Below are 19,524 nucleotides of genomic sequence, written 5' to 3'. Positions count from 1 at the left end.
CTCACATTCGCGGCCGCAGGCAGCCGCTGTTATTCGTTGATGCGACGGGCCAGGCTGTTGGCGCTGTCAATCAGCACCCGGCGGTAGTCGTTGTAATTGTTCTTGGCATCGGCCCTCGGGGCGACGATGCACAGGGTCGCAATGGCCACGCCGTTCAGGTCTTTCACCGGGGCGGCGAAGCAATGGGTAAAGGTGTCCGCGACACTATCGAAAGAGAAGAAGCCATCGATAGCGGCCTGACGGATTTCACCGAGAAACTGTTCAAGCGGCAGACATTCACCGTTGGGCAGGATGAAATCGTCGTGGTCAATCAGGTCGACGATTTCCTGGTCGCTCAAATGCGCCAGCAGTAGACGTCCGGAAGCGGTCCAGGGAATCGGCGCGTTCTCGCCGATATCAGAGGAAATGCGAAAATGCCGCTCGCCCTCTTTCATCAAGGCCACGGTGTATTTTCGTCCGTTGAGCAGGCACATCTGCGCGGTTTCGCGGGTCTGGCTGACGATCTCCTGCAAGGCATGATCGGCCTCACGGGTCAGGTCGAAATGGCGTAAATGCGCTTGCCCGAGGAAGTACAGCTGACGGCCGAGGTAGACGTGACCGTCCTTGCCCACGGCCTCCAGAATCCGTCGCTCCAGCAGGGAGGCAACCAATTCGTAGACCGTGGATTTCGGGCTGCCGATGCCGCTGGCGATTTCGTTCGGGCGCAGGGGCTTGCCGATTTCCTTGAGGAAATCGAGGATATCGAACGCCCGGTCCAGACCGCGAGCCCGGCGCTTGATGGTGTCTTCGGTCATGTCTGTGTTCCCATTCAAAGTCGCCCCCGTAGGAGCTGCCGCAGGCTGCGATCTTTTGATCTTGATCCTGCTCTTGCGGCTCATCCAAAAACGCCAAAAGATCGCAGCCTTCGGCAGCTCCTACAAGGGCCAATCAGCCGCGCTCTCGGTTCAGGCCTTTTTCTTGTATGCGATGCAGTCGATCTCAACCTTGCAATCGACCATCATGTTCGCCTGCACACAGGCCCGGGCCGGTGCGTGTTCGCTTTTGAAGTATTCGGAAAACACCTTGTTGAAACTCCAGAAATCCCGCGGGTCTTCCAGCCACACACTGGTGCGCACCACATCTTCCAGGCCATAACCGGCTTCTTCGAGAATCGCGATCAGGTTTTTCATGGTCTGATGAGTCTGTTCGACGATGCCACCCACAATGATTTCGCCATCCAGCGCCGGTACTTGCCCGGACACGTGCAGCCAGCCATCGGCCTCAACGGCGCGGGCGAAAGGACGGGGCTGGCCGCCACCGGCGGTGCTACCGGTGCCGTAACGAGTAATGCTCATGAATAATTCTCCTGATTGAAAAGTGGATATTTAAAAACGCGTGTTCTTGAGAAATTCCGCCAGTCGTGGCGATTGCGGGCGTTCGAACAGTTCCTTGGGTGGCCCCTGCTCTTCGATCCGCCCCTGATTCATGAAAACGATTTTGTCCGAGACTTCAAACGCAAAACGCATTTCGTGGGTCACCAACAACATGGTCATGCCGTCCTCGGCCAGGCCTTTGATCACGCTCAGCACTTCGCCGACCAGTTCCGGGTCAAGGGCCGAGGTGACCTCGTCGAACAGCATCAGGCTCGGGTTCATCGCAATCGCCCTGGCAATCGCCACGCGCTGCTGCTGACCACCGGACAACTGACCGGGGAAGTGATCGCGCCTTTCCAGCAAGCCGACCCGCTCCAGCCATTTTTCCGCCAGGGCCACCGCTTCATCCTTGTGCAGCTTTTTGACCTTGAGCAAACCGAGGGTGACGTTCTGCAACGCCGTGAGGTGCGGAAACAGGTTGAACTGCTGGAACGCCATGCCAGTCATGGCCCGATGCCGGGCGATGACTTTTTCCGGGTGCCGCACGCGCTTGCCGTTCACCTCGTCATAACCGATGGACTCGCCATCCAGCATGATCTGACCGCCCTGGAATTCTTCGAGCATGTTCACGCAGCGCAGCAACGTGGTCTTGCCCGAACCGCTGGAACCGATCAGCGTCACGACGTTGCCGCGCTGCATGGTCAGGTCGACGCCCTTGAGCACTTCGAGCTGGCCGTACTTTTTGTGCAACCCGCGAATGTCCAGCAGGGGCTGACCGTTTTGAGCATCTTTTACGTTAGAGAGCGAAGATTGAGTCATGGCAAGGCCACCCGCTTTTCAATGTGCTGGCCGAGTAATTCGATGGCGTAGTTGATGACGAAAAACAGAAATCCGGCGAACAGGTAAAACTCGAGGGTCATGAAGGTCCGGGCGATGATCTGCTGGGTGCTGAGTAACAACTCAGCCACACCGATCACCGACAGCAGCGTGGAGGCCTTGACGATCTCGGTGGACGAGTTGACCCAGGTCGGCAAGATCTGCCGCAACGCCTGAGGCAACAACACGTAACCGAGCGCTTGATAAAACGTCAGGCCGATGGCCTTGCTCGCTTCCATCTGACCACTGGGCAACGCTTGCAACGCGCCGCGCACAATCTCGGCGACGTGGGAGCCGCAAAACAGCGTCAGCCCCAACGCACCGGCCTGAAAGGCACTGATCTGCCAACCTAGTGCGGGCGCCATGTAGAAGCAGGCCAGCACCAGCACAAACACCGGCGTGCCACGAATCAGGTCGACGTAAAACCGAAACGGCGCGCGCATCCAGAACTTGCCGTACGTCAGCACCAGACCGGCGACGATGCCGACCATCGTGCCCAGCAGAATCGCCAGGGCCGAGACCTGCACACTGGTCAAAAAGCCTTGCCACAGGACTTCCCGTGCCACCCATAACTCATGCAACCAACTGGGGGATTCGTACATTTGGCCTCCTATCGGCGAATCGCCAGACGCTGCTCGAGGTAACGCAGCATCATGGCAATGAGGTAACAGGCCGCCACATAGAGCGCTGTGGTCACCAGCCAGGTTTCAATCACCCGGTAGCTCTCGACATTGATCTTGCGCGCGTAATAGGTCAGCTCCGGCACGGCAATCGCCGCGGCCAGCGAGGTGTCCTTGAACAGCGAGATGAAATTGTTCGACAGCGCCGGCAGCACATTGCGCAGCATCACCGGCACGGTGACGTACGCCTTGACCTGCCACTCGCCCAGACCAATCGCCAACCCGGCTTCGCGCTGCCCCTTGGGAATACTCAACAGCCCGCCGCGGAACACTTCGGTCAGATACGCCCCTGCATACAGCGACAAGGTGATGATGAACGACGGGATCTTGTCCAGACGGATCCCCAGGCTCGGCAAGGCGAAGTAGATCAACAGAATCAACACCAGAATCGGCGTGTTACGGATCACCGTCACATACACTGACGCCAGCACCCGCAACGCCCGGTGCTTTGACAGCAAAGCAAACGCCATCATTAGGCCGATCACGCAACCGATGGCGATCGACACCAGCGCCAGTTCGAGGCCCAGACCGAGCCCCGCCAGCAAGGTGTCGAAATCGCGCCACACGGCGGCAAAGTTCAACTGATAGTTCATGGTCAGCAGTACCTTGAACGGGGCGATTTATGACCGCCCCGCTCTCACGGGATCATTTGAATTCGACGGGGAAACCGATGGCTGGCGATGGAAGATCGACACCGAACCACTGCTTGAAGGAGGCCGCGTACGTCGGGAATTCAACGCCGGTCATGGCTTCATGCAATGTGGTGTTGACGAAGTTCAACCAATCCTGATGGCCACGTTTGACGGCGCAGGCGTAGGTTTGCGGACTCCAGGCGTAGGCCGGGCTGCGATAGCGCCCCTGGTTCTGCACCATCAGGTATTTCACCGACGACTGATCGGTGGCCGCGGCGTCGGCACGGCCAGAGTTCACTGCCTGATACATCAGGTCCACGCTGTCGTACTGATCGACCTTGGCCTTGGGCAACGCCTGATGCACCAGCTCTTCGGCGTACACGTTCTGCAACACCGCCACGGTGACGCTGTCGTTGGCGGCTTTGAGGTCTTCGATTTCCTTGTACTTGCTGTTGGCCGGCAGCAGCAGGCCAACACCTTCGCGGTAGTACGGCAGCGTGAACGCCACCTGCTGCGCACGACTGGCGGTGACGGTAATGAACTGACAGCTCATGTCGACCTTGTCGGTCAGCAGGTTGGGAATCCGCGCATCGGACGACTGCACCACGAACTCGACCTTGCTCGGGTCGTTGAACAACCCCTTGGCCACCATCCGCGCGATATCGATATCAAAACCCTGCAACTTTCCGTCCGCTCCCTGGAAGTGCCACGGCGCATTGGTACTGCCCGTGCCCACAATCAGTTTCCCGCGGGCCAGCACGCTATCGAGCTTGCTGTCCGCCGCCTGGGCCACGCCCATGGCAGCAGCCGAAGCCGCGAGAACAAAAACACACGCTTTAAACAAGGAAGGTCGGCGATGCATGGCAAGCACTCCAGGGTGATGTTATTCCGTTATACCGGACGTTGGTGTGTAACAACGGAATAGACAGCAGAAAGTGTGCCACAGGATCGGCAGAAAATCCTGGAGTATGAAAATCCAATTGATTCAGTTGGTTAGAAAAAACGACTTGGACTATCTCGCATGGCTCTCGGCATCCGTTCGCTACCGAACGCAACCCATTGGGAAGTAACGCCACATCCAGGCGCATCTGTGCACCCAGTGCGACGCCGCGCGGCTCTTGACTGCAAGTGACCGCTCATCGGATTTACTGACTCACCTGTCAGAAGTGACAGTTGTGGAATGCCTATTCGAATTGCCTAATTACTCAGCACCTCAATGCGGTGCAAGCCACTAAAAACGAACGATTCCGAAAAGGATTTTTGCAATGGCTAATTTGATCAAGAACGGTGACTTTTCTCAGCAAGGCAATGAGTGGACGGCGACCAATCCAGATAACGTAAGTTATGTAACCGGTCATTGCATTATCGGTGCCCCGGATTCAATCAGTCAGGACGTCCCCACCGGTGCTGGCGCCGGCGGACAGTTCATGCTGTCCGCAAGAATGAAAACTCTCCCCGGCTCTGCTGCCCGGATTCAAGTGCAACCGCTCCCCACAGGCGAGCCGGTTTACCTTGACATCGGTGGCAATACAGACTGGACCGTATTATCCAAAAAATTCGAAGTCCAGATCTCCACGATCAAGTTCAAAGTCACGCTGGAAGCTAATGATGGTGTGTTCGGCACTTTGGGCTCTTATTTCGGCGATGTGACGCTATCGAAGCTTCTCTAGTGCACCGCTGAGGCCTGACACGCGAGTTATCGCATGGCGAAGACTCGCGTTTTGTTTCGCCTGAACACGCCGCCGATGTATCCCGAGAGGAAGGAGTTTTGAATGAACTCGACAGCACCCCACTCAACATTGCCCCCCACCTACCGCAAGGCCCTGAAAACCTGGCGCACGGTGATTCTGTATTTCGGCAATGAACACTGCCCGGCCTGCGATTGGGCGGAACCGGTCTTTCGCCAGGTTGCCGAGCGATACCGTCATCACGCGAACATCTATGTGTTGAACACCTCCGAATCCCCCCGCCACCCGCACGTCACCGGCACCCCGACCGTGCTGTTTTACAAGGATGGGAAGCTGCTGAAGAAACTCAAGGGAATCGGCACTGAGCAAACCCTGCAGGAAGACTTCGCCAGGTACATCGGCAAGGTGAAACCCCTATACGCAGCACGGAAACCAGGCCATGACCTGGCGTGGTTGCGTCGAACGCTACGGAACCTGTGCACTGTGCCTCGGGCACGCACGTTGATCAGGGTTTGAGAAGTCTGCCGTTTGACAGACAGCTATCGCGAGCAAGCTCGCTCCCACAATTGACCGAGTTGGCCGGACAGACACGATCTAATGTGGGAGCGAGCTTGCTCGCGATGGGCTCTTAAGGTCAGCGAAAACCAGAAGATCTATATTTCCATTCACTCACGATTTTTGACCTGTTCGATATACCGGACTACCGCCGCGGACTTCTCGAACCGACGATAAATCAACGACAACCACGAACTCGCCTCGCACCCTTTGATTGCCCGGTACAACACGCCGGGCAACCCCACATGACCGACCACTGATTCGGGCACGACGGCAACGCCCTGCCCCAACGACACCAACGCAATGACCGCCACCAACCCACCCGGTTGCGCACCCAGTTTTGGCGCAAACCCACCCTCGGCGGCGACTTGCAAGGTGCCGCTGATTTGCTCCGGCAGGATGAACGTCTCGTTCTGCAAGTTTTCCGGGGCAATCTCTGGCAGACGGCATAACCAGGACTCGGCCGACACCGCCAGCACAAAGCCTTCTGCATCCAGGCGAATGGCTTCCAGGCCTTCAGGCAAGGTCATGGGTGAGCGGACATAGCCAATATCGAAACGCCCCTCGACCACCATCATCGGCAATGACGCCATAGGACTTTCCCGTACGTTCAGGCTGACGTCAGGACACTCGCGACTGAAGGCTTGCACCTGTTTCTGCAGCAAGCCCGAATACACCGCCGAAGCCACGTAACCCAGTTCGATATGGCCAATATCCCCGCGCCCGGCACGCTGGGCGTTGTACTGAGCGTATTCGAATTGTCGCACCGTCGCCTCGGCCTCGATCACCAGCGCGGCGCCGGCTTCGGTCAGGCTGACTTCACGTGTCTGGCGCACGAACAATCGCGTGCCGAGTTCGTTCTCCATGTCCTGGATCTGTCGAGTCAAGGTCGGCGGTGCGATACCGAGTTGTTCGGCGGCGCGGGTGAAGTTGCCTTGCCGGGCAACGGCGAGGAAATAGCGAAAATGGCGAATATCCATCGGTGCGTTAGCTCAAAGGTAATGAAGTGACAAGGCGTACCTAACAAGGAAAGTAGCGACCGGCGATATGCTGCACCGACGTCCACAGTAGAGAAACGCTGCCATGCCCGTCAAACCCAAGGTGAGCCCGCGACTGACATTACTCACAGCCTCAGGCGTTTGCTCGCTGATCGTCCTCGACACCAACATCGTTGCCGTGACGCTGCCCACGATCGCCCGCGAACTTGGCGCTAACTTTGCCGACATCGAATGGGTAGTCAGCGCTTACATGCTGGCCTTCGCCGCTCTTTTGTTACCGGCTGGCAGCATCGCCGACCGCTTCGGCCGGCAGAAAACCCTGCTCTGCGGGCTGGGCATTTTCATCCTCGCGTCCATCGGTTGCGGTGCCGCGCCCAACGCGCTGTTCCTCGACATCGCCCGGGCGATCAAGGGTGTCGGCGCGGCCTTGCTGCTGACCTCGGCCCTCGCCTCCATCGGCCACACCTTTCACGATGAAGTGGAACGGGCCAAGGCCTGGGCGTTCTGGGGCGCGTGCATGGGGGTGGCGATGACCGCCGCGCCGACGGTCGGCGGGCTGATCACCGAATACATGGGCTGGCGCTGGATTTTCTACCTTAACCTGCCCGTCGGATTGTTCCTGATGGTGATGGTCTGGCGCGCCGTGCCGGAGTCCCGCGACACTCAGTCCGCACGCCTCGATCCCTGGGGCAGCTTGGCGTTCAGTGCGAGTTTGCTGTGTCTGATCTGGGGCCTGATCGAGGCGAACCGGATCGGCTGGAGTAACCCGCTGACCTACGCCCGGCTGATCGGCGGCGCTCTGTTGCTGGGACTGTTCGTGGTGATTGAACGGATGCAGCGGCGGCCGATGGTTGACCTGCAACTGTTCAAGCATCCGCGTTTCATCGGTGCGCTGTTAGGCATGTTTGCCTACGCCGGTTGCGCCCAGGTGATGATGACCCTGCTGCCGTTTTACCTGCAAAACGGCCTGGGTTTCTCGGCCATCGATTCAGGTCTGGGGATGTTGCCGTTTGCCCTGACCATGCTGATTTGCCCGCGTATCGGCGTACGTCTGGCGAGTCGATTTGCCCCCGCCCCATTGATGGCCGCCGGTTTGACCCTGGTCGGCAGCGGCAATCTGCTCAGTGCCTGGGCGGTCAGTAGCGGCGGTTACCTGCCCTTCGCCCTGGCGATTGCCGTGACCGGCGCCGGTGCCGGGCTGCTCAACGGCGATACGCAAAAAAACATCATGGCCTGCGTGCCACGGGAGCGCACCGGCATGGCCTCAGGCATGAGCACCACCATGCGTTTCAGCGCCATCGTGCTGGCCATCGGCGTGTTCGGGGCGTTGTTGTCCAGTCATACCGAGCTGTTGTTGCGCACCAGTCTGTCGGACCATGGCGCGCAATGGCTCGGCCAAACCCAGGGTATCGCCTCGCGGGTGGTGGCTGGCGACATGACGGCGGCGATGAGCCTGCTGCCAGAAGCCGCTCGCCCGATGGTCGAGCCGTTGGCCCGGCAAGCCTTCGTCGGTGGTTTCAGCCTGCTGCTTTGGGTGGCGGGTTTGCTGGCCTTGTTGGGGGCGCTGGTGGTGGGCACGTTGATGCGTAGTCCGATCCCCACCGCGACAAGCCCTTCGGTGAAAGCGACCGACATGACTAATGCTTGAATGTCGCCAATACCCGCTGGGCATTAGCATCGCAACCCATGCCCTCGGGTCGTACCTGAATGGTGTCGATCACCTCCAACAAGCGCGCCTTGCTCTGCGCCAGGTGCAACTGCATCTCTTCGATCTGTTCGACTTTGCGCCCCAGGCCGGCCACCAGTTCTTCGTGCTTGAACTGACCGGTCGCGCTGTCCGGCAATAGCTGCTTCAACTCTTCCAGACTGAAACCAGCCTGTTGGGCGCACAGGATGATCTTCAGGGTTTGCAACGTTTGGTCGGGGTAATGCCGGTAACCGTTGGCCCGGCGTTCCACCTGACGAATCAAACCCTGAGCCTCGTAATACCGAATGCGCGACGCGTTCAACCCGCTCAATTGCGCCAATTCACCAATCTTCATCTCAGCCTCGTTTGCCTGCTTGACATTAAAGTTAACTTTAAGCTTAGCCTCTGCTCATCACTGATGAGGAGTCAAGCATGTCGCCCTTCCAAGCATTGAATTTGCCCAACGGCCAGACCATCGGCAACCGCATCGCCAAAGCCGCGATGGAAGAGAACCTCGCCGATACCGAGCAGGCACCCGCGGATGCCTTGTTCCGGCTGTATCAGGCGTGGGCCGAAGGCGAAACCGGACTGTTGCTGACCGGCAACGTGATGATCGACCGCCGCGCCATGACTGGCCCCGGTGGCGTGGTGCTGGAAGATGAGCGGCACCTTGAACGCTTTCGCCAATGGGCAAGCATCGGCCGGGCCGGTGGCGCGCAGTTCTGGATGCAGCTCAATCATCCTGGCCGTCAAACCATGGCCAATCTCGGCCAGCAAGCGTTGGCGCCTTCGGCGGTGGCGCTGGACCTGGGTGGGTTCTCGAAGATGTTTGCCGAGCCCAAACCCATGAGCGAGGGCGACATCGAAGAGGTCATTCAACGCTTCGCCACCAGCGCCGCCCTGGCGGAAAAGGCCGGCTTCACCGGGGTGCAGATTCATGCCGCACACGGTTATCTGATCAGCCAGTTCCTCTCGCCGTTGACCAACCGCCGAACCGACCGCTGGGGTGGTTCTCTGGAAAATCGCGCGCGCTTGTTGTTGGCGGTGGTCAGCGCCGTGCGCAAATCTGTGTCTCCGACATTTTGCGTGGCGGTGAAGCTCAACTCGGCGGACTTCCAGCGCGGCGGTTTCGACGCAGACGATGCCCGGCACGTCACCCAGTGGCTCAACGATCAACCGATCGATCTGCTGGAACTCTCCGGCGGCAGCTACGAAGCCCCGGCCATGCAAGGCGAGGCCCGGGATGGTCGGACCTTGGCACGTGAAGCGTACTTTCTGGAAATGGCCGGTGAGCTGGCCAGCGTGGCGAACATGCCGGTGATGGTCACAGGCGGGATTCGACGTCTGGCGATCGTCGAACAGGTACTCGACAGCGGCATCGCCATGGCCGGGATCGGCACAGCGCTGGCGCTCGAACCTCAACTGGTCAAACGCTGGCGCGAAGGTCAGAACAGTCACCCGCAACTGCCGCCGATTCGCTGGAAGCGCAAACCCCTGGCGGCGCTGGCGAGCATGGCCGTCGTGAAATTCCAGCTCAATCGCCTGAGCCGTGGGCGCAAGACCCGTCCCGACGTTTCGGCGCTATGGGCGTTGATTCTCGACCGCGTGTACATCGCCCGGCGGACTCGTCAGTACCGGCAGGCTATGGGAATGAAGTGATTAAGTTGTCGAAAATCCAATGTGGGAGCGGCGGTGCGGCGATCCGACTTGCTCGCGAAAGCGGCCTTCCAGTCAACAATGATGTTGTCTGACACTCCGCCTTCGCGAGCAAGCCCGCTCCCACAAGGAGTGCGTTTGCCCCGCGAGTGTGTTTACCGTCCGGAAAAATGCAATCTGGATAGCTGACGCAAATCCCCATCGAGGTAATAGTCATCGGTCCAGCTGTCATCCGCCGCCAACGGCTGGACCTGCTTGAGCGCGAGTTTTTTGGCGAAGTAGCGAAACCGGTAATGCTCGTAGAACCGCAGCAGCTCCAGGCCATAACGGTCCGCCAGATCGGTATTACCGCGAATGATCAGGTAGTTCTCGTCATTGCCATTGCTGGCCGCGGCACTGAGGTTATGGCTGCCGCTGATGATCGTCGGCGCATCGCTGGTGAAGTCCGTCACCACGGCTTTGGTGTGCACCAGCAGGTTGCCCTTCTGGCCTTTCATGTTCTCTCTGAGCCAGCCTTCCAGCCCGGTGTTGAGCAGCGCGGTGGTGGCGAATTCGGCGGTGCGGTCGGCGTGGAAACCTGTGATGCGGCTGGCGGTGTTTTGCAGGCCGTAACGCAAAATGTCGTCGTGGGGCTGGCCGAGCAAACCGTTCAGGATATCGTCGGGCAAGGCGAACGCGGTGACGAACAGCACGTCCTTTTTCGCGGCGTTGATGATCTCGACAAACTCATCCAGATCCCCTTTGCCCGAGCGCGGTGAGAACCCGGCGAACATCGGTTGCAGCGGATCCATCGGGTTGTTGTGCGTGAGCCAGTTTCTGGTGGCACCGACATCCGCAGGGTTAGCCCAGACCTGCTCGAAGGTGTGCAGATAGCTGGCGCTGACGCGTGTGTCGTCCAGCACATGCACCACGTTGGCCTGGCGATAAACGCCGTTGGGCGTGAAATTGGTGCTGCCGCACAGCACCGCTTCCGGTTGACGCTGCCCCGCGGCGTCGAGCCGGCTCAGGACGATGAATTTGTTGTGGAAGATGTTGTGGGTGACCCGCCCGCGTTTGTGCACCGCCGGGATTTTTTCCAGGCTGGCCTCGTTCAGGGTGGTGTCCTCATCGCCCGGTTGAGCGTGATACAGGACTCGAACGTTTACCCCACGCTCGAACGCGGCATTGACCGCATCGACAATGGCCTGCAATTCATACTCGTAGATGGCAATGTCCAGCGCCCACTGGCCATCCACCGCACGCTCGATAAATCCCAGCAGGCGCCCGAGCAAACCGTTTTCCAGCCATTGCCGCGGGGCATCCGGCCAGGCTTCGATGGGCAGGTTCTTGTTGGCGCTGATCAGCGCGTCGAGTTCGGGAAACTTGCGCTGGAACGCCTGGCTGGCAGCCACTGCGCGATTGAAGCTCACACTTTGGTTATTCGGCTGACCATTGTCGGAGGTGACCGTCACCTCCAGGTATTCGCCCAATTGCGGCGCATCAACGCTGCCGTAGGCCAGGTGGATTCGGTAATGGATCGTCATCCCCGGATTGACCGCGTAATCGGCCCAGCGAAATTTCTGCAACGGTGCGATATCGCTGGGGGTCGCGTGAAACTGGGGAAACGTATGCACCTTGCCGGGGAAGGTCAGGCTATTGAACAGGAACAGCCAGGGCTTGGGGCCTTGCTGTTTTTCGATGGCGAAACCCAAGAGGCCTTTGCGGCGGGGTTCGGCCAGGTCCATGGCCAATAGCACACCATTGGTGCCGGCGTAGGCTTTGACGCGGAAATCGTCCTGATTATTGACGGCTAGAACGCGCATGACTCACTCCTGTGAAGATCAAAAGATCGCAGCCTGCGGCAGCGCCTACAGGTGTACGCCGTTCATTGTCGGAGCTGCCGCAGGCTGCGATCTTTTCGGCTCACTCCATATCATCGATATGCAGATACTCAGCCTGCAACTCGGTAGCCATCACCTTAGCCCGTCCAAGACGAATCGGCCCTCGTTCGATGTCGATCAGCAGCCCCGGACAATCAAGCGCCGGCAACGTCGACCAGTCCTTCAATCGGCCATCGGTCACCAGCAACAAGCGCTGCTGTTCCGCCGGAAAACGCTTCTGCCTGACCGCCAGCCAGCGCCCCGCCTCACCCAGCGCCGCCAGCAACGGCGTACCACCGCCCGCTCCCAGCCCATCAAGCCAGTTGCGCAAACCCGCGGAGGCTTTCAACCCTTGTACCTGCCACTTCGGCACATGACCACTGGCGGTGAGCAACGCCAGGCGCGCGCGTTGGCGATAGGCATCGTCGAACAGTTGCGCCAGCAAGCCCTTGGCATCGCTCAACGCCTGATGGCGACGAGTCGAGGCCGAGGCGTCGACGATCACCAACCACAGTTCGTGAGGAGAACGGGTGCGCAGGTGAAACAAGACATCGTCGCGTTGACGCGGGCGGCCGTTCAACAATGTGCCGGGCCAATTGATCGAGCCGCTGCGCGCCGCGTGACGTTTACCCTGCTTGCCATTGTCCAGTCGTCCGGCGCGGGGTCTGGCATTCGCCCCCGCATCAGATCGAGGGCGAATGCCTAGGGCTTTTTTGGCCAGCTCGGCACTTCACGTCGTGCGCCGACCGGTAACGCTTGGGCGGGCATTTCACCCCATTGGCCCTGGCCTTCGCTCGGGTTGGAATGCTGGGTAGAAGGCGGCTGGCTTTGTTGCGGTGCCGGTGGCGATGGCTCGCGGCGGCGATGGCGCAGGGCAAATTCGGCGACGGCGTCGATGTCTTCCTCGGCGATGGCGCTCGCGCCACGCCACGCCCCGTGGGCACGCGCCGCGCGCAACCAGACCAGGTCGGCCCGCAAGCCATCGACACCGGCGGCAAAGCAGCGCTCGGTAATCTGCGCCAGCGCATGATCGTCGAGCGGGATGCTTGCCAGCGCGTTGCGCGCCTTCTGGCAACGTTCGCGCAGCGACTGCTGCTGGCTTTCCCATTCGGCGCAGAAGTTGTGGGGATCGCTGTCGAAATCCAGCCGTCGGCGGATGATCTGCCCGCGCTCGGTCGGTGCTGTGTGGCCACTGAGGGCGACGTTCAGGCCAAATCGGTCGAGCAGTTGCGGACGCAGCTCACCCTCTTCCGGGTTCATCGTGCCGATCAGCACGAACTTCGCCGAATGCCGATGGGAAATGCCGTCGCGTTCGATCAGGTTGGTGCCGCTGGCGGCCACATCCAGCAGCAGGTCCACCAGGTGATCAGGCAGCAAGTTGACTTCATCGACGTAGAGCACGCCGCCGTCGGCCTTGGCCAGTACTCCGGGGGAAAACTGTGCGCGACCCTCGCTCAGGGCGGCGTCCAGGTCGAGCGTGCCCACCAGTCGTTCTTCGGTGGCGCCCAACGGCAAGGTGACGAATTGGCCGCTGGCGAGCAAGTCGGCCAGGCCTCGGGCCAGGGTCGACTTGGCCATGCCGCGAGGGCCTTCGATGAGAACGCCGCCGATTTTCGGGTCGATGGCGGTCAGGTAGAGGGCGAGTTTGAGATCGTCGGCGCCGACCACGGCGGAGAGAGGGAAATGGGGGGTGTCGGTCATCTTTAATACTCGGTCATGGTCGGTGATCCATCAGCAGCACCTTAATCCCTGTGGGAGCGAGCTTGCTCCCACAGGGTTCTGCGGCGCATTAGCTGTCTTCTTCTATGTCCAGCAACAAATTCTCCAATGCTTCGCGGTAGTCGCCCGGCTCCTTCCACATCCCCCGCTGCTGCGCCTCAAGCATCCGCTCAGTCATGTCGCGCAACGCATGCGGATTATGCTCGCGAACAAAATCCCGGGTCGCCGGATCCAGCAAATACGCATCCGCCAGCAATGCATACTGGTGATCGTCGATCAGCTGCGTTGTAGCATCGAACGCAAACAGGTTATCAACGGTCGCCGCCAGTTCAAACGCGCCTTTATAGCCGTGGCGCTTCACGCCGTCGATCCACTTCGGATTGGCTGCCCGGGAGCGAATCACCCGGTTCAGCTCTTCCTTCAACGTGCGGATCTTCGGCAAGTCCGGCTGACTGTGATCGCCATGGTAACTGGCCGCTGCTTCACCACTGAGGCTTTCCACCGCCGCCAGCATGCCGCCCTGGAACTGGTAATAGTCGTTGGAATCAAGCAAGTCGTGTTCACGATTGTCCTGGTTTTGCAGCACGGCTTGCACCTGGCTCAGGCGCTGAGCGAACTGCTCTCGCGCTGCGGTGCCTTCGTCAGAACCGCCGTAAGCGTAGCCGCCCCAGTTCAGATAAACCTCGGCCAGGTCGTCGCGGCTTTGCCACAGACGACCGTCGATGGCGCCCTGCACGCCCGCGCCGTAAGCACCGGGTTTGGCGCCAAAGATGCGCCAACCGGCCTGACGCCTGGCTGCGTCTTCATCCAGCCCCGATTGCATCAATGCTTCGCGCTCGGCACGCACCTTGGCGGCCAAGGGGTTGAGGTCGTCCGGCTCGTCGAGGGCGGCGACCGCTTGCACGGCCGCGTCGAACAGGCGAATCAGATTGGCAAAGGCATCACGGAAGAATCCGGAGACGCGCAAGGTCACGTCCACGCGCGGACGGTCCAGCAGACTCAGCGGCAGAATTTCGAAGTCGTCGACCCGCTGACTGCCCGTCGCCCAGACCGGGCGCACGCCCATCAGCGCCATGGCCTGGGCGATGTCGTCGCCGCCGGTACGCATGGTCGCGGTGCCCCACACCGACAGGCCGAGCTGACGCAGATGATCGCCGTGGTCTTGCAGGTGCCGTTCAAGAATCAGGTTGGCCGACTGGAAACCGATACGCCACGCGGTGGTGGTCGGCAGGTTACGCACGTCCACCGAGTAGAAGTTGCGGCCGGTCGGCAGCACGTCGAGCCGACCGCGACTCGGCGCACCGCTGGGGCCGGCCGGCACGAAGCGGCCGCTGAGGGCGTCGAGCAGACCGCGCATTTCCGCCGGACCGCAGGCGTCCAGCCTTGGCGCGACGACTTCGCGCAGGCTGTCGATGATCGCGCTGACGTCAGACCAAGTGGCCTCCTGTGGGAGCGAGCTTGCTCGCGATAGCGGTGGGTCAATCGACATCAATGTTGGATGCTCAACCGCTTCGCGAGCAAGCTCGCTCCCACAGGGGCCGGGGTTGGTTTGAGGTTGGTTTAGAGTTTGCGAGATCAGTTGCGTGGCGAACAGTTCCAGACGTTCACGGGTATCCCCGGCGGTGCGCCAGACTTCATCGGTGAGGGTTTGCAGTTCAATCGGACGTGGCCCGATCCAAGGCTCGGCCAACGCACAATCCAGCGGATCGAAGCCCAACGTGAACGCCTTGGCCAAAGCCCGCAGCAGACTCGATTGTGCACCACGCCCATCGCCACGAGGAATGCGCAACAACGCCAACAAGGTGTCGATGCGCAAACGTCCGGTCGGCGACTCGCCAAACACATGCAGACCGTCGCGGATCTGCGACTCTTTCAAGTCGCACAAATAGGTGTCCAGACGCGGCAGCCAGATCGCCGCATCGGCGTCGCTGTCGAGTTTCTCGTCGAGTTGCAGTTCGCGGTCGATGTGCGTGTCACGCACCAGTTGCAGGATGTCGCGCTGCAATTCCCGGGCACGGCGCGGATCGAGCAATTGCGCTTCGTAATACTCGTCGGCGAGTAATTCGAGGTTGCGCAACGGGCCGTAAGTTTCGGCGCGGGTCAACGGCGGCATCAAGTGATCGATTATCACCGCCTGCGTACGGCGTTTGGCCTGTGCGCCCTCGCCCGGATCGTTGACGATAAACGGATAGATGTTCGGCAGCGGCCCGAGCAGCGCATCCGGCCAGCAATTCTCAGAAAGCCCGACGCCTTTGCCCGGCAACCACTCGAGGTTGCCGTGCTTGCCGACGTGGATCACGCCGTGGGCACCGTAGGTGTTGCGCAACCAGAAATAGAACGCCAAGTAACCGTGAGGCGGCACCAGGTCCGGATCGTGATACACCGCACTCGGGTCCACCTGATAACCGCGCGCCGGTTGAATGCCGACGAAGGTCAGGCCGAAGCGCAGCCCGGCAATCATCATTCGCCCGCCACGGCACATCGGATCGCTTTGCGGCGAGCCCCAACGTTCCAGCACGGCTTGGCGATTGGACTCGGGCAAGGCGTTGAACATCAGCAGGTAGTCGTCCATCGACAGACTTTGCTGACACGGACGCTGGTCGAGGGTGTCGAGGTCGTTGCTCACGCCACCGAGCAACTGCTGGATCAACGCGGTGCCCGTGTCGGGCAATTCGGCGGGTAGCGGATAACCTTCTGTATGCAACGCGCGCAGGATGTTCAGCGCGGCGGCCGGGGTGTCGAGGCCCACGCCATTGCCGATGCGCCCATCGCGCGTCGGGTAGTTGGCGAGGATCAGTGCGATGCGTTTTTCAGCGTTGGGCACCCGCGCCAGATCGATCCAGCGCCGCGCCAGTTCGGCGACAAAATCCATACGCTCCGGTTGTGGCCGATAGCAGACCACATCGGATTGGCTGCGCTCGCTGCGCCAGGCCAGGTCCTTGAAGCTGATCGGTCGGCTGATGATCCGCCCGTCCAGTTCCGGCAGCGCGATGTGCATCGCCAGATCACGCGGACCGAGACCTTGTTCGCTGGCGCGCCATCCGGGTTCGTTGTCCTGGGCGCAGATCGCCTGGATCACTTGAATGTTGCGGCGAAACGGTCGCAGGTGCGGCGCTTCAGGGCTGGATTGCGCGAAACCGGTGGTATTGAGAATCACGCCGGCTTCGACTTCGTCCAACAGGTCCTCGACCACGGTCAGGCAGCCGGGCTCTTTCAGACTGGCCAGGGCAATCGGCAACGGGTTCAACCCTGCCGCCTGCAAACGCTGACAGAAAACATCGATGAAACCAGTGTTCGCCGCCTGCAAATGCGAGCGGTAGAACAGCACCGCCGCGACCGGTTGATCGGCCTGCCAATCGGCTTGCCAATCCTTCAGTTCAGCGGGGCTTTTGTGCGGGTGGTAAATCGCCGTGCGCGGCAGGGTTTGCGGCTCGGCCCAGGCGTAGTCGCGATCCAGCCAACGATTGGCGAGGCAACAGAAAAAATCCAGGGCATTGCTCATGCCGCCCTGACGCAAAAACTGCCAGAGGCGGTCGCGGTCGCAGGCAGCCACCGTGCTTAGCTCGCTGAGTTCCGGGTCCGGACGGTCATCGCCGGGCACCAGAATCAGTTGCACGCCGCGCTGTGACAATTCCACCAGACGCTCGACACCGTAACGCCAATAGGCGATGCCACCGTGGAGCGAGATCAGAATCACCTTGGCATGGCGCAGCACCTCGTCGACATACAGGTCGACCGAGGCGTGGTTCTGCACCTGCATCGGATTGGCCAGACGCACGCTGGGGTAATCGTCGGGCAACTGCTGCGCCGCTTCGGCGAGCAGCGCGAGGCTTGAGTCGCCGCTGCACAGGATCACCAACTCGGCAGGGGTTTGTCCAAGGTCGGCAATGTTGTCATCCGACACGAAACCGCCGGGCTGGGTCCTGAGCAGGTGCATGGCTTAAACGCTGAGCGCAGCGCGCAATTGCGCTTCAAGCAGAGTGGCGTCCAGCTCCTGACCGATCAATACCAGGCGCGTGGTACGCGCTTCATCGGCGCCCCACTGACGGTCGAAATGCTTGTCAAAACGAGTGCCCACGCCCTGGATCAGCAGGCGCATCGGCTTTTTCGGAATCGCCGCGAAACCTTTGACGCGCAGGATGCCGTGCTGGACCACCAGTTGGGTCAACGCGTCCAGCAGCAGGCTTTCGTCGGCTTGCGGCAGTTCGATGGAGATGGAGTCGAAGGCATCGTGGTCATGCTCATCGTGATGGCCGTCTTCACCTTCATGGTGGTGATCGTGATGGCTGTGACGGCTGTCGATGTGTTCTTCAGAACCAGCGCCGAGGCCGATCAGCACGTCCAGTGGCACGCGACCGCTGCTGGCTTCGATGACTTTCACCGCGGGCGGCAGTTCTTCCGCGACTTCCAGGCGTACACGGGCCAGGTCTTCAGGGCTGATCAGGTCGGCCTTGTTGAGGATCACCAGGTCGGCGCTGGCCAGTTGGTCGGCGAACAGCTCGTGCAGCGGCGATTCGTGGTCCAGGTTCGGGTCGAGTTTACGCTGGGCATCAACCTGGTCCGGGAAAGCCGCGAAGGTACCGGCGGCGACCGCTGGGCTGTCGACCACGGTGATCACCGCGTCAACGGTGCAGGCGCTGCGGATTTCCGGCCATTGGAAGGCTTGTACCAGCGGTTTTGGCAGGGCCAGGCCCGAGGTTTCGATGAGGATGTGGTCAAGGTCGCCGCGACGGGCGACGAGTTCGCGCATCACCGGGAAGAACTCTTCCTGAACGGTGCAGCACAGGCAGCCATTGGCCAGTTCGTAGACGCGGCCGTTGGCTTCTTCTTCAGTGCAGCCGATGGAGCACTGCTTGAGGATTTCGCCGTCGATGCCCAGCTCGCCGAACTCGTTGACGATCACCGCAATGCGACGGCCCTGAGCGTTGTCGAGCATGTGCCGCAGCAAGGTGGTTTTGCCCGAGCCGAGGAAGCCGGTAACGATGGTGACGGGGAGTTTGGCCAGTGTTTTCATCGGATGCCCTTTGGCAAGGTGGCGGGCATACGGGACGACAATCGCTGCGACGGAGGCGCGCGCGTAAGAGTTCGCCACCGGATCACCCCGCCCGGTTGTAGTGAGAATCTGTGTCGAGGCAGGTCTCCTGGCTGACGGTTTGCCGGGCTTGTGGGCCTGGCATTCGCTGCGCCTTCCCGCGAACCCGTTGCACAGGGTTTGCAGTGGCGTGGCAGCGAACATCACCGTTCACAGTTGCGGGGGCAGCCGCGGCATCGACCGCGTTCCCTTCTTAGCTTCGACAGACGCCGAAGAACCTCGAAAGCGCAAGGCTACGCATCGTGTGGAGGCGGGTCAATGTTCACCTGACTTCTGTGGCGCTCCCTTCGCGAGCAAGTCGAATCGTCGCACCGCCGCTCCCACAGGGGAATGCATTTCAAATGTGGGAGCGGGCTTGCTCGCGAAGGGAGCGACTCGACATCCAAGTGAGAACCCTTGCCAATTGACGCCCAACCCCCGCCCATGCTCTCCTACACGCCTTGTTACGGGTGCCCTTCACAGGGTGAAACGGGAAACCGGTGAATCATGTGCTTTACTCTAAAGTCATGTCAGTCCGGTGCTGCCCCCGCAACGGTAAGCGAGCGAAGCGTCAGATCCACTGTGCCAGCAGTTCGGCATGGGAAGGTGATGCTTGCAGGTCAAGGCGAAAGCCAGCGCCCCTCGTGAGCCCGGAGACCGGCCCGCAACACAAAGTGACCATTACGATCACTGAATAACAAACCCGCGGTGGGCGGGCGCTGTTTGAACCTCTGCGTGCCCGACTCGCAGG

Annotated in this window: 17 protein-coding genes and 2 riboswitches; of the genes, 4 read left to right on the top strand and 13 right to left on the bottom strand. The window is 60.6% G+C overall.

Features of this window, described 5'->3' with window-relative positions; translation table 11 throughout:
* Window positions 1–29: 29 nt before the first annotated feature.
* The 6 genes from CUN63_RS25985 to CUN63_RS25960 form a co-directional block, all read right to left on the bottom strand.
* Window positions 30–794, bottom strand: coding sequence for an IclR family transcriptional regulator (locus tag CUN63_RS25985; protein ID WP_129443680.1), 765 nt, complete (start codon window positions 792–794; stop codon window positions 30–32).
* A gap of 150 nt (window positions 795–944) precedes the next feature.
* Window positions 945–1,334, bottom strand: coding sequence for a RidA family protein (locus CUN63_RS25980; RefSeq protein ID WP_129443678.1), 390 nt, complete (start codon window positions 1,332–1,334; stop codon window positions 945–947).
* 30 nt (window positions 1,335–1,364) lie between these two features.
* Window positions 1,365–2,171 (bottom strand): amino acid ABC transporter ATP-binding protein, encoded by an 807-nt coding sequence (locus CUN63_RS25975; protein WP_129443676.1) that lies wholly within the window; start codon window positions 2,169–2,171, stop codon window positions 1,365–1,367.
* On the bottom strand, window positions 2,168–2,830 hold the full coding sequence (locus CUN63_RS25970) for an amino acid ABC transporter permease (RefSeq protein ID WP_129443674.1): 663 nt from the start codon (window positions 2,828–2,830) through the stop codon (window positions 2,168–2,170). The genes CUN63_RS25975 and CUN63_RS25970 overlap by 4 nt, the downstream gene beginning before the upstream one ends.
* A gap of 8 nt (window positions 2,831–2,838) precedes the next feature.
* A complete protein-coding gene (locus CUN63_RS25965) occupies window positions 2,839–3,501 on the bottom strand; it encodes an amino acid ABC transporter permease (RefSeq protein WP_008015908.1) in 663 nt (220 codons plus the stop codon).
* Between the two features lie 52 nt (window positions 3,502–3,553).
* A complete protein-coding gene (locus tag CUN63_RS25960; protein ID WP_129443672.1) occupies window positions 3,554–4,402 on the bottom strand; it encodes a transporter substrate-binding domain-containing protein in 849 nt (282 codons plus the stop codon).
* A 403-nt stretch (window positions 4,403–4,805) separates the two neighbouring features.
* Between CUN63_RS25960 and CUN63_RS25955 the strand changes: the two genes are divergently transcribed.
* Both CUN63_RS25955 and CUN63_RS25950 read left to right on the top strand, forming a co-directional pair.
* Window positions 4,806–5,210, top strand: a complete 405-nt coding sequence (locus tag CUN63_RS25955) for a hypothetical protein (protein WP_129443670.1) — start codon at window positions 4,806–4,808, stop codon at window positions 5,208–5,210.
* 102 nt (window positions 5,211–5,312) lie between these two features.
* Window positions 5,313–5,744 (top strand): thioredoxin family protein, encoded by a 432-nt coding sequence (locus CUN63_RS25950; RefSeq protein WP_129443668.1) that lies wholly within the window; start codon window positions 5,313–5,315, stop codon window positions 5,742–5,744.
* A 149-nt stretch (window positions 5,745–5,893) separates the two neighbouring features.
* Here the strand turns inward: CUN63_RS25950 and CUN63_RS25945 are convergent, their stop codons facing one another.
* Entirely contained in the window at window positions 5,894–6,763 is an 870-nt protein-coding gene (locus tag CUN63_RS25945; RefSeq protein ID WP_129443666.1) for a LysR family transcriptional regulator, read from the bottom strand.
* A gap of 103 nt (window positions 6,764–6,866) precedes the next feature.
* Here CUN63_RS25945 and CUN63_RS25940 point away from each other — a divergent pair, with 103 nt between their 5' ends.
* Window positions 6,867–8,429: an MFS transporter gene (locus CUN63_RS25940; RefSeq protein ID WP_129443664.1), complete on the top strand. Its 1,563-nt coding sequence runs from the start codon at window positions 6,867–6,869 to the stop codon at window positions 8,427–8,429.
* Here CUN63_RS25940 and CUN63_RS25935 read toward each other — a convergent pair.
* On the bottom strand, window positions 8,419–8,823 hold the full coding sequence (locus CUN63_RS25935) for a MerR family transcriptional regulator (RefSeq protein WP_129443662.1): 405 nt from the start codon (window positions 8,821–8,823) through the stop codon (window positions 8,419–8,421). The two genes, CUN63_RS25940 and CUN63_RS25935, sit on opposite strands and share 11 nt — an antisense overlap.
* Window positions 8,824–8,900: 77 nt before the next feature.
* On the opposite strand from CUN63_RS25935, the gene CUN63_RS25930 reads away from it, so the two are divergent.
* A complete protein-coding gene (locus CUN63_RS25930) occupies window positions 8,901–10,127 on the top strand; it encodes an NADH:flavin oxidoreductase/NADH oxidase family protein (RefSeq protein ID WP_129443660.1) in 1,227 nt (408 codons plus the stop codon).
* Between the two features lie 152 nt (window positions 10,128–10,279).
* On the opposite strand, the gene CUN63_RS25920 is transcribed toward CUN63_RS25930, so the two are convergent.
* The 5 genes from CUN63_RS25920 to cobW form a co-directional block, all read right to left on the bottom strand.
* Window positions 10,280–11,926: a phospholipase D-like domain-containing protein gene (locus CUN63_RS25920; RefSeq protein ID WP_129443658.1), complete on the bottom strand. Its 1,647-nt coding sequence runs from the start codon at window positions 11,924–11,926 to the stop codon at window positions 10,280–10,282.
* 100 nt (window positions 11,927–12,026) lie between these two features.
* Window positions 12,027–12,566, bottom strand: coding sequence for a VWA domain-containing protein (locus CUN63_RS25915; RefSeq protein WP_178082673.1), 540 nt, complete (start codon window positions 12,564–12,566; stop codon window positions 12,027–12,029).
* Window positions 12,567–12,685: 119 nt separating this feature from the next.
* Window positions 12,686–13,684, bottom strand: coding sequence for an ATP-binding protein (locus tag CUN63_RS25910; RefSeq protein ID WP_129443654.1), 999 nt, complete (start codon window positions 13,682–13,684; stop codon window positions 12,686–12,688).
* A gap of 88 nt (window positions 13,685–13,772) precedes the next feature.
* Window positions 13,773–17,639, bottom strand: coding sequence for a cobaltochelatase subunit CobN (cobN, locus tag CUN63_RS25905; protein ID WP_129443652.1), 3,867 nt, complete (start codon window positions 17,637–17,639; stop codon window positions 13,773–13,775).
* A gap of 3 nt (window positions 17,640–17,642) precedes the next feature.
* Window positions 17,643–18,716, bottom strand: coding sequence for a cobalamin biosynthesis protein CobW (gene cobW, locus CUN63_RS25900; protein ID WP_129443650.1), 1,074 nt, complete (start codon window positions 18,714–18,716; stop codon window positions 17,643–17,645).
* Between the two features lie 99 nt (window positions 18,717–18,815).
* Window positions 18,816–19,031, bottom strand: a riboswitch (cobalamin riboswitch).
* A gap of 193 nt (window positions 19,032–19,224) precedes the next feature.
* Window positions 19,225–19,454, top strand: a riboswitch (cobalamin riboswitch).
* Window positions 19,455–19,524 lie beyond the last annotated feature (70 nt).

Source organism: Pseudomonas sp. ACM7 (assembly GCF_004136015.1).
Classification (GTDB): Bacteria; Pseudomonadota; Gammaproteobacteria; order Pseudomonadales; family Pseudomonadaceae; genus Aquipseudomonas; species Aquipseudomonas frigoris.
The sequence above is the reverse complement of the archived record's forward strand: the minus strand, read 5'-3'. Positions and strand labels throughout refer to the sequence as shown.

Excerpts from the sequence above, each read along its gene's own strand:
- CUN63_RS25985 (WP_129443680.1), bottom strand. The coding sequence starts at position 794 with ATGACCGAAGACACCATCAAGCGCCGGGCTCGCGGTCTGGACCGGGCG.
- cobW (WP_129443650.1), bottom strand. The coding sequence starts at position 18,716 with ATGAAAACACTGGCCAAACTCCCCGTCACCATCGTTACCGGCTTCCTC.
- CUN63_RS25945 (WP_129443666.1), bottom strand. The coding sequence starts at position 6,763 with ATGGATATTCGCCATTTTCGCTATTTCCTCGCCGTTGCCCGGCAAGGC.
- CUN63_RS25920 (WP_129443658.1), bottom strand. The coding sequence starts at position 11,926 with ATGCGCGTTCTAGCCGTCAATAATCAGGACGATTTCCGCGTCAAAGCC.
- CUN63_RS25910 (WP_129443654.1), bottom strand. The coding sequence starts at position 13,684 with ATGACCGACACCCCCCATTTCCCTCTCTCCGCCGTGGTCGGCGCCGAC.
- CUN63_RS25930 (WP_129443660.1), top strand. The coding sequence starts at position 8,901 with ATGTCGCCCTTCCAAGCATTGAATTTGCCCAACGGCCAGACCATCGGC.
- CUN63_RS25980 (WP_129443678.1), bottom strand. The coding sequence starts at position 1,334 with ATGAGCATTACTCGTTACGGCACCGGTAGCACCGCCGGTGGCGGCCAG.
- CUN63_RS25965 (WP_008015908.1), bottom strand. The coding sequence starts at position 3,501 with ATGAACTATCAGTTGAACTTTGCCGCCGTGTGGCGCGATTTCGACACC.
- CUN63_RS25940 (WP_129443664.1), top strand. The coding sequence starts at position 6,867 with ATGCCCGTCAAACCCAAGGTGAGCCCGCGACTGACATTACTCACAGCC.
- CUN63_RS25950 (WP_129443668.1), top strand. The coding sequence starts at position 5,313 with ATGAACTCGACAGCACCCCACTCAACATTGCCCCCCACCTACCGCAAG.
- CUN63_RS25955 (WP_129443670.1), top strand. The coding sequence starts at position 4,806 with ATGGCTAATTTGATCAAGAACGGTGACTTTTCTCAGCAAGGCAATGAG.
- CUN63_RS25960 (WP_129443672.1), bottom strand. The coding sequence starts at position 4,402 with ATGCATCGCCGACCTTCCTTGTTTAAAGCGTGTGTTTTTGTTCTCGCG.
- CUN63_RS25935 (WP_129443662.1), bottom strand. The coding sequence starts at position 8,823 with ATGAAGATTGGTGAATTGGCGCAATTGAGCGGGTTGAACGCGTCGCGC.
- CUN63_RS25975 (WP_129443676.1), bottom strand. The coding sequence starts at position 2,171 with ATGACTCAATCTTCGCTCTCTAACGTAAAAGATGCTCAAAACGGTCAG.
- CUN63_RS25970 (WP_129443674.1), bottom strand. The coding sequence starts at position 2,830 with ATGTACGAATCCCCCAGTTGGTTGCATGAGTTATGGGTGGCACGGGAA.
- cobN (WP_129443652.1), bottom strand. The coding sequence starts at position 17,639 with ATGCACCTGCTCAGGACCCAGCCCGGCGGTTTCGTGTCGGATGACAAC.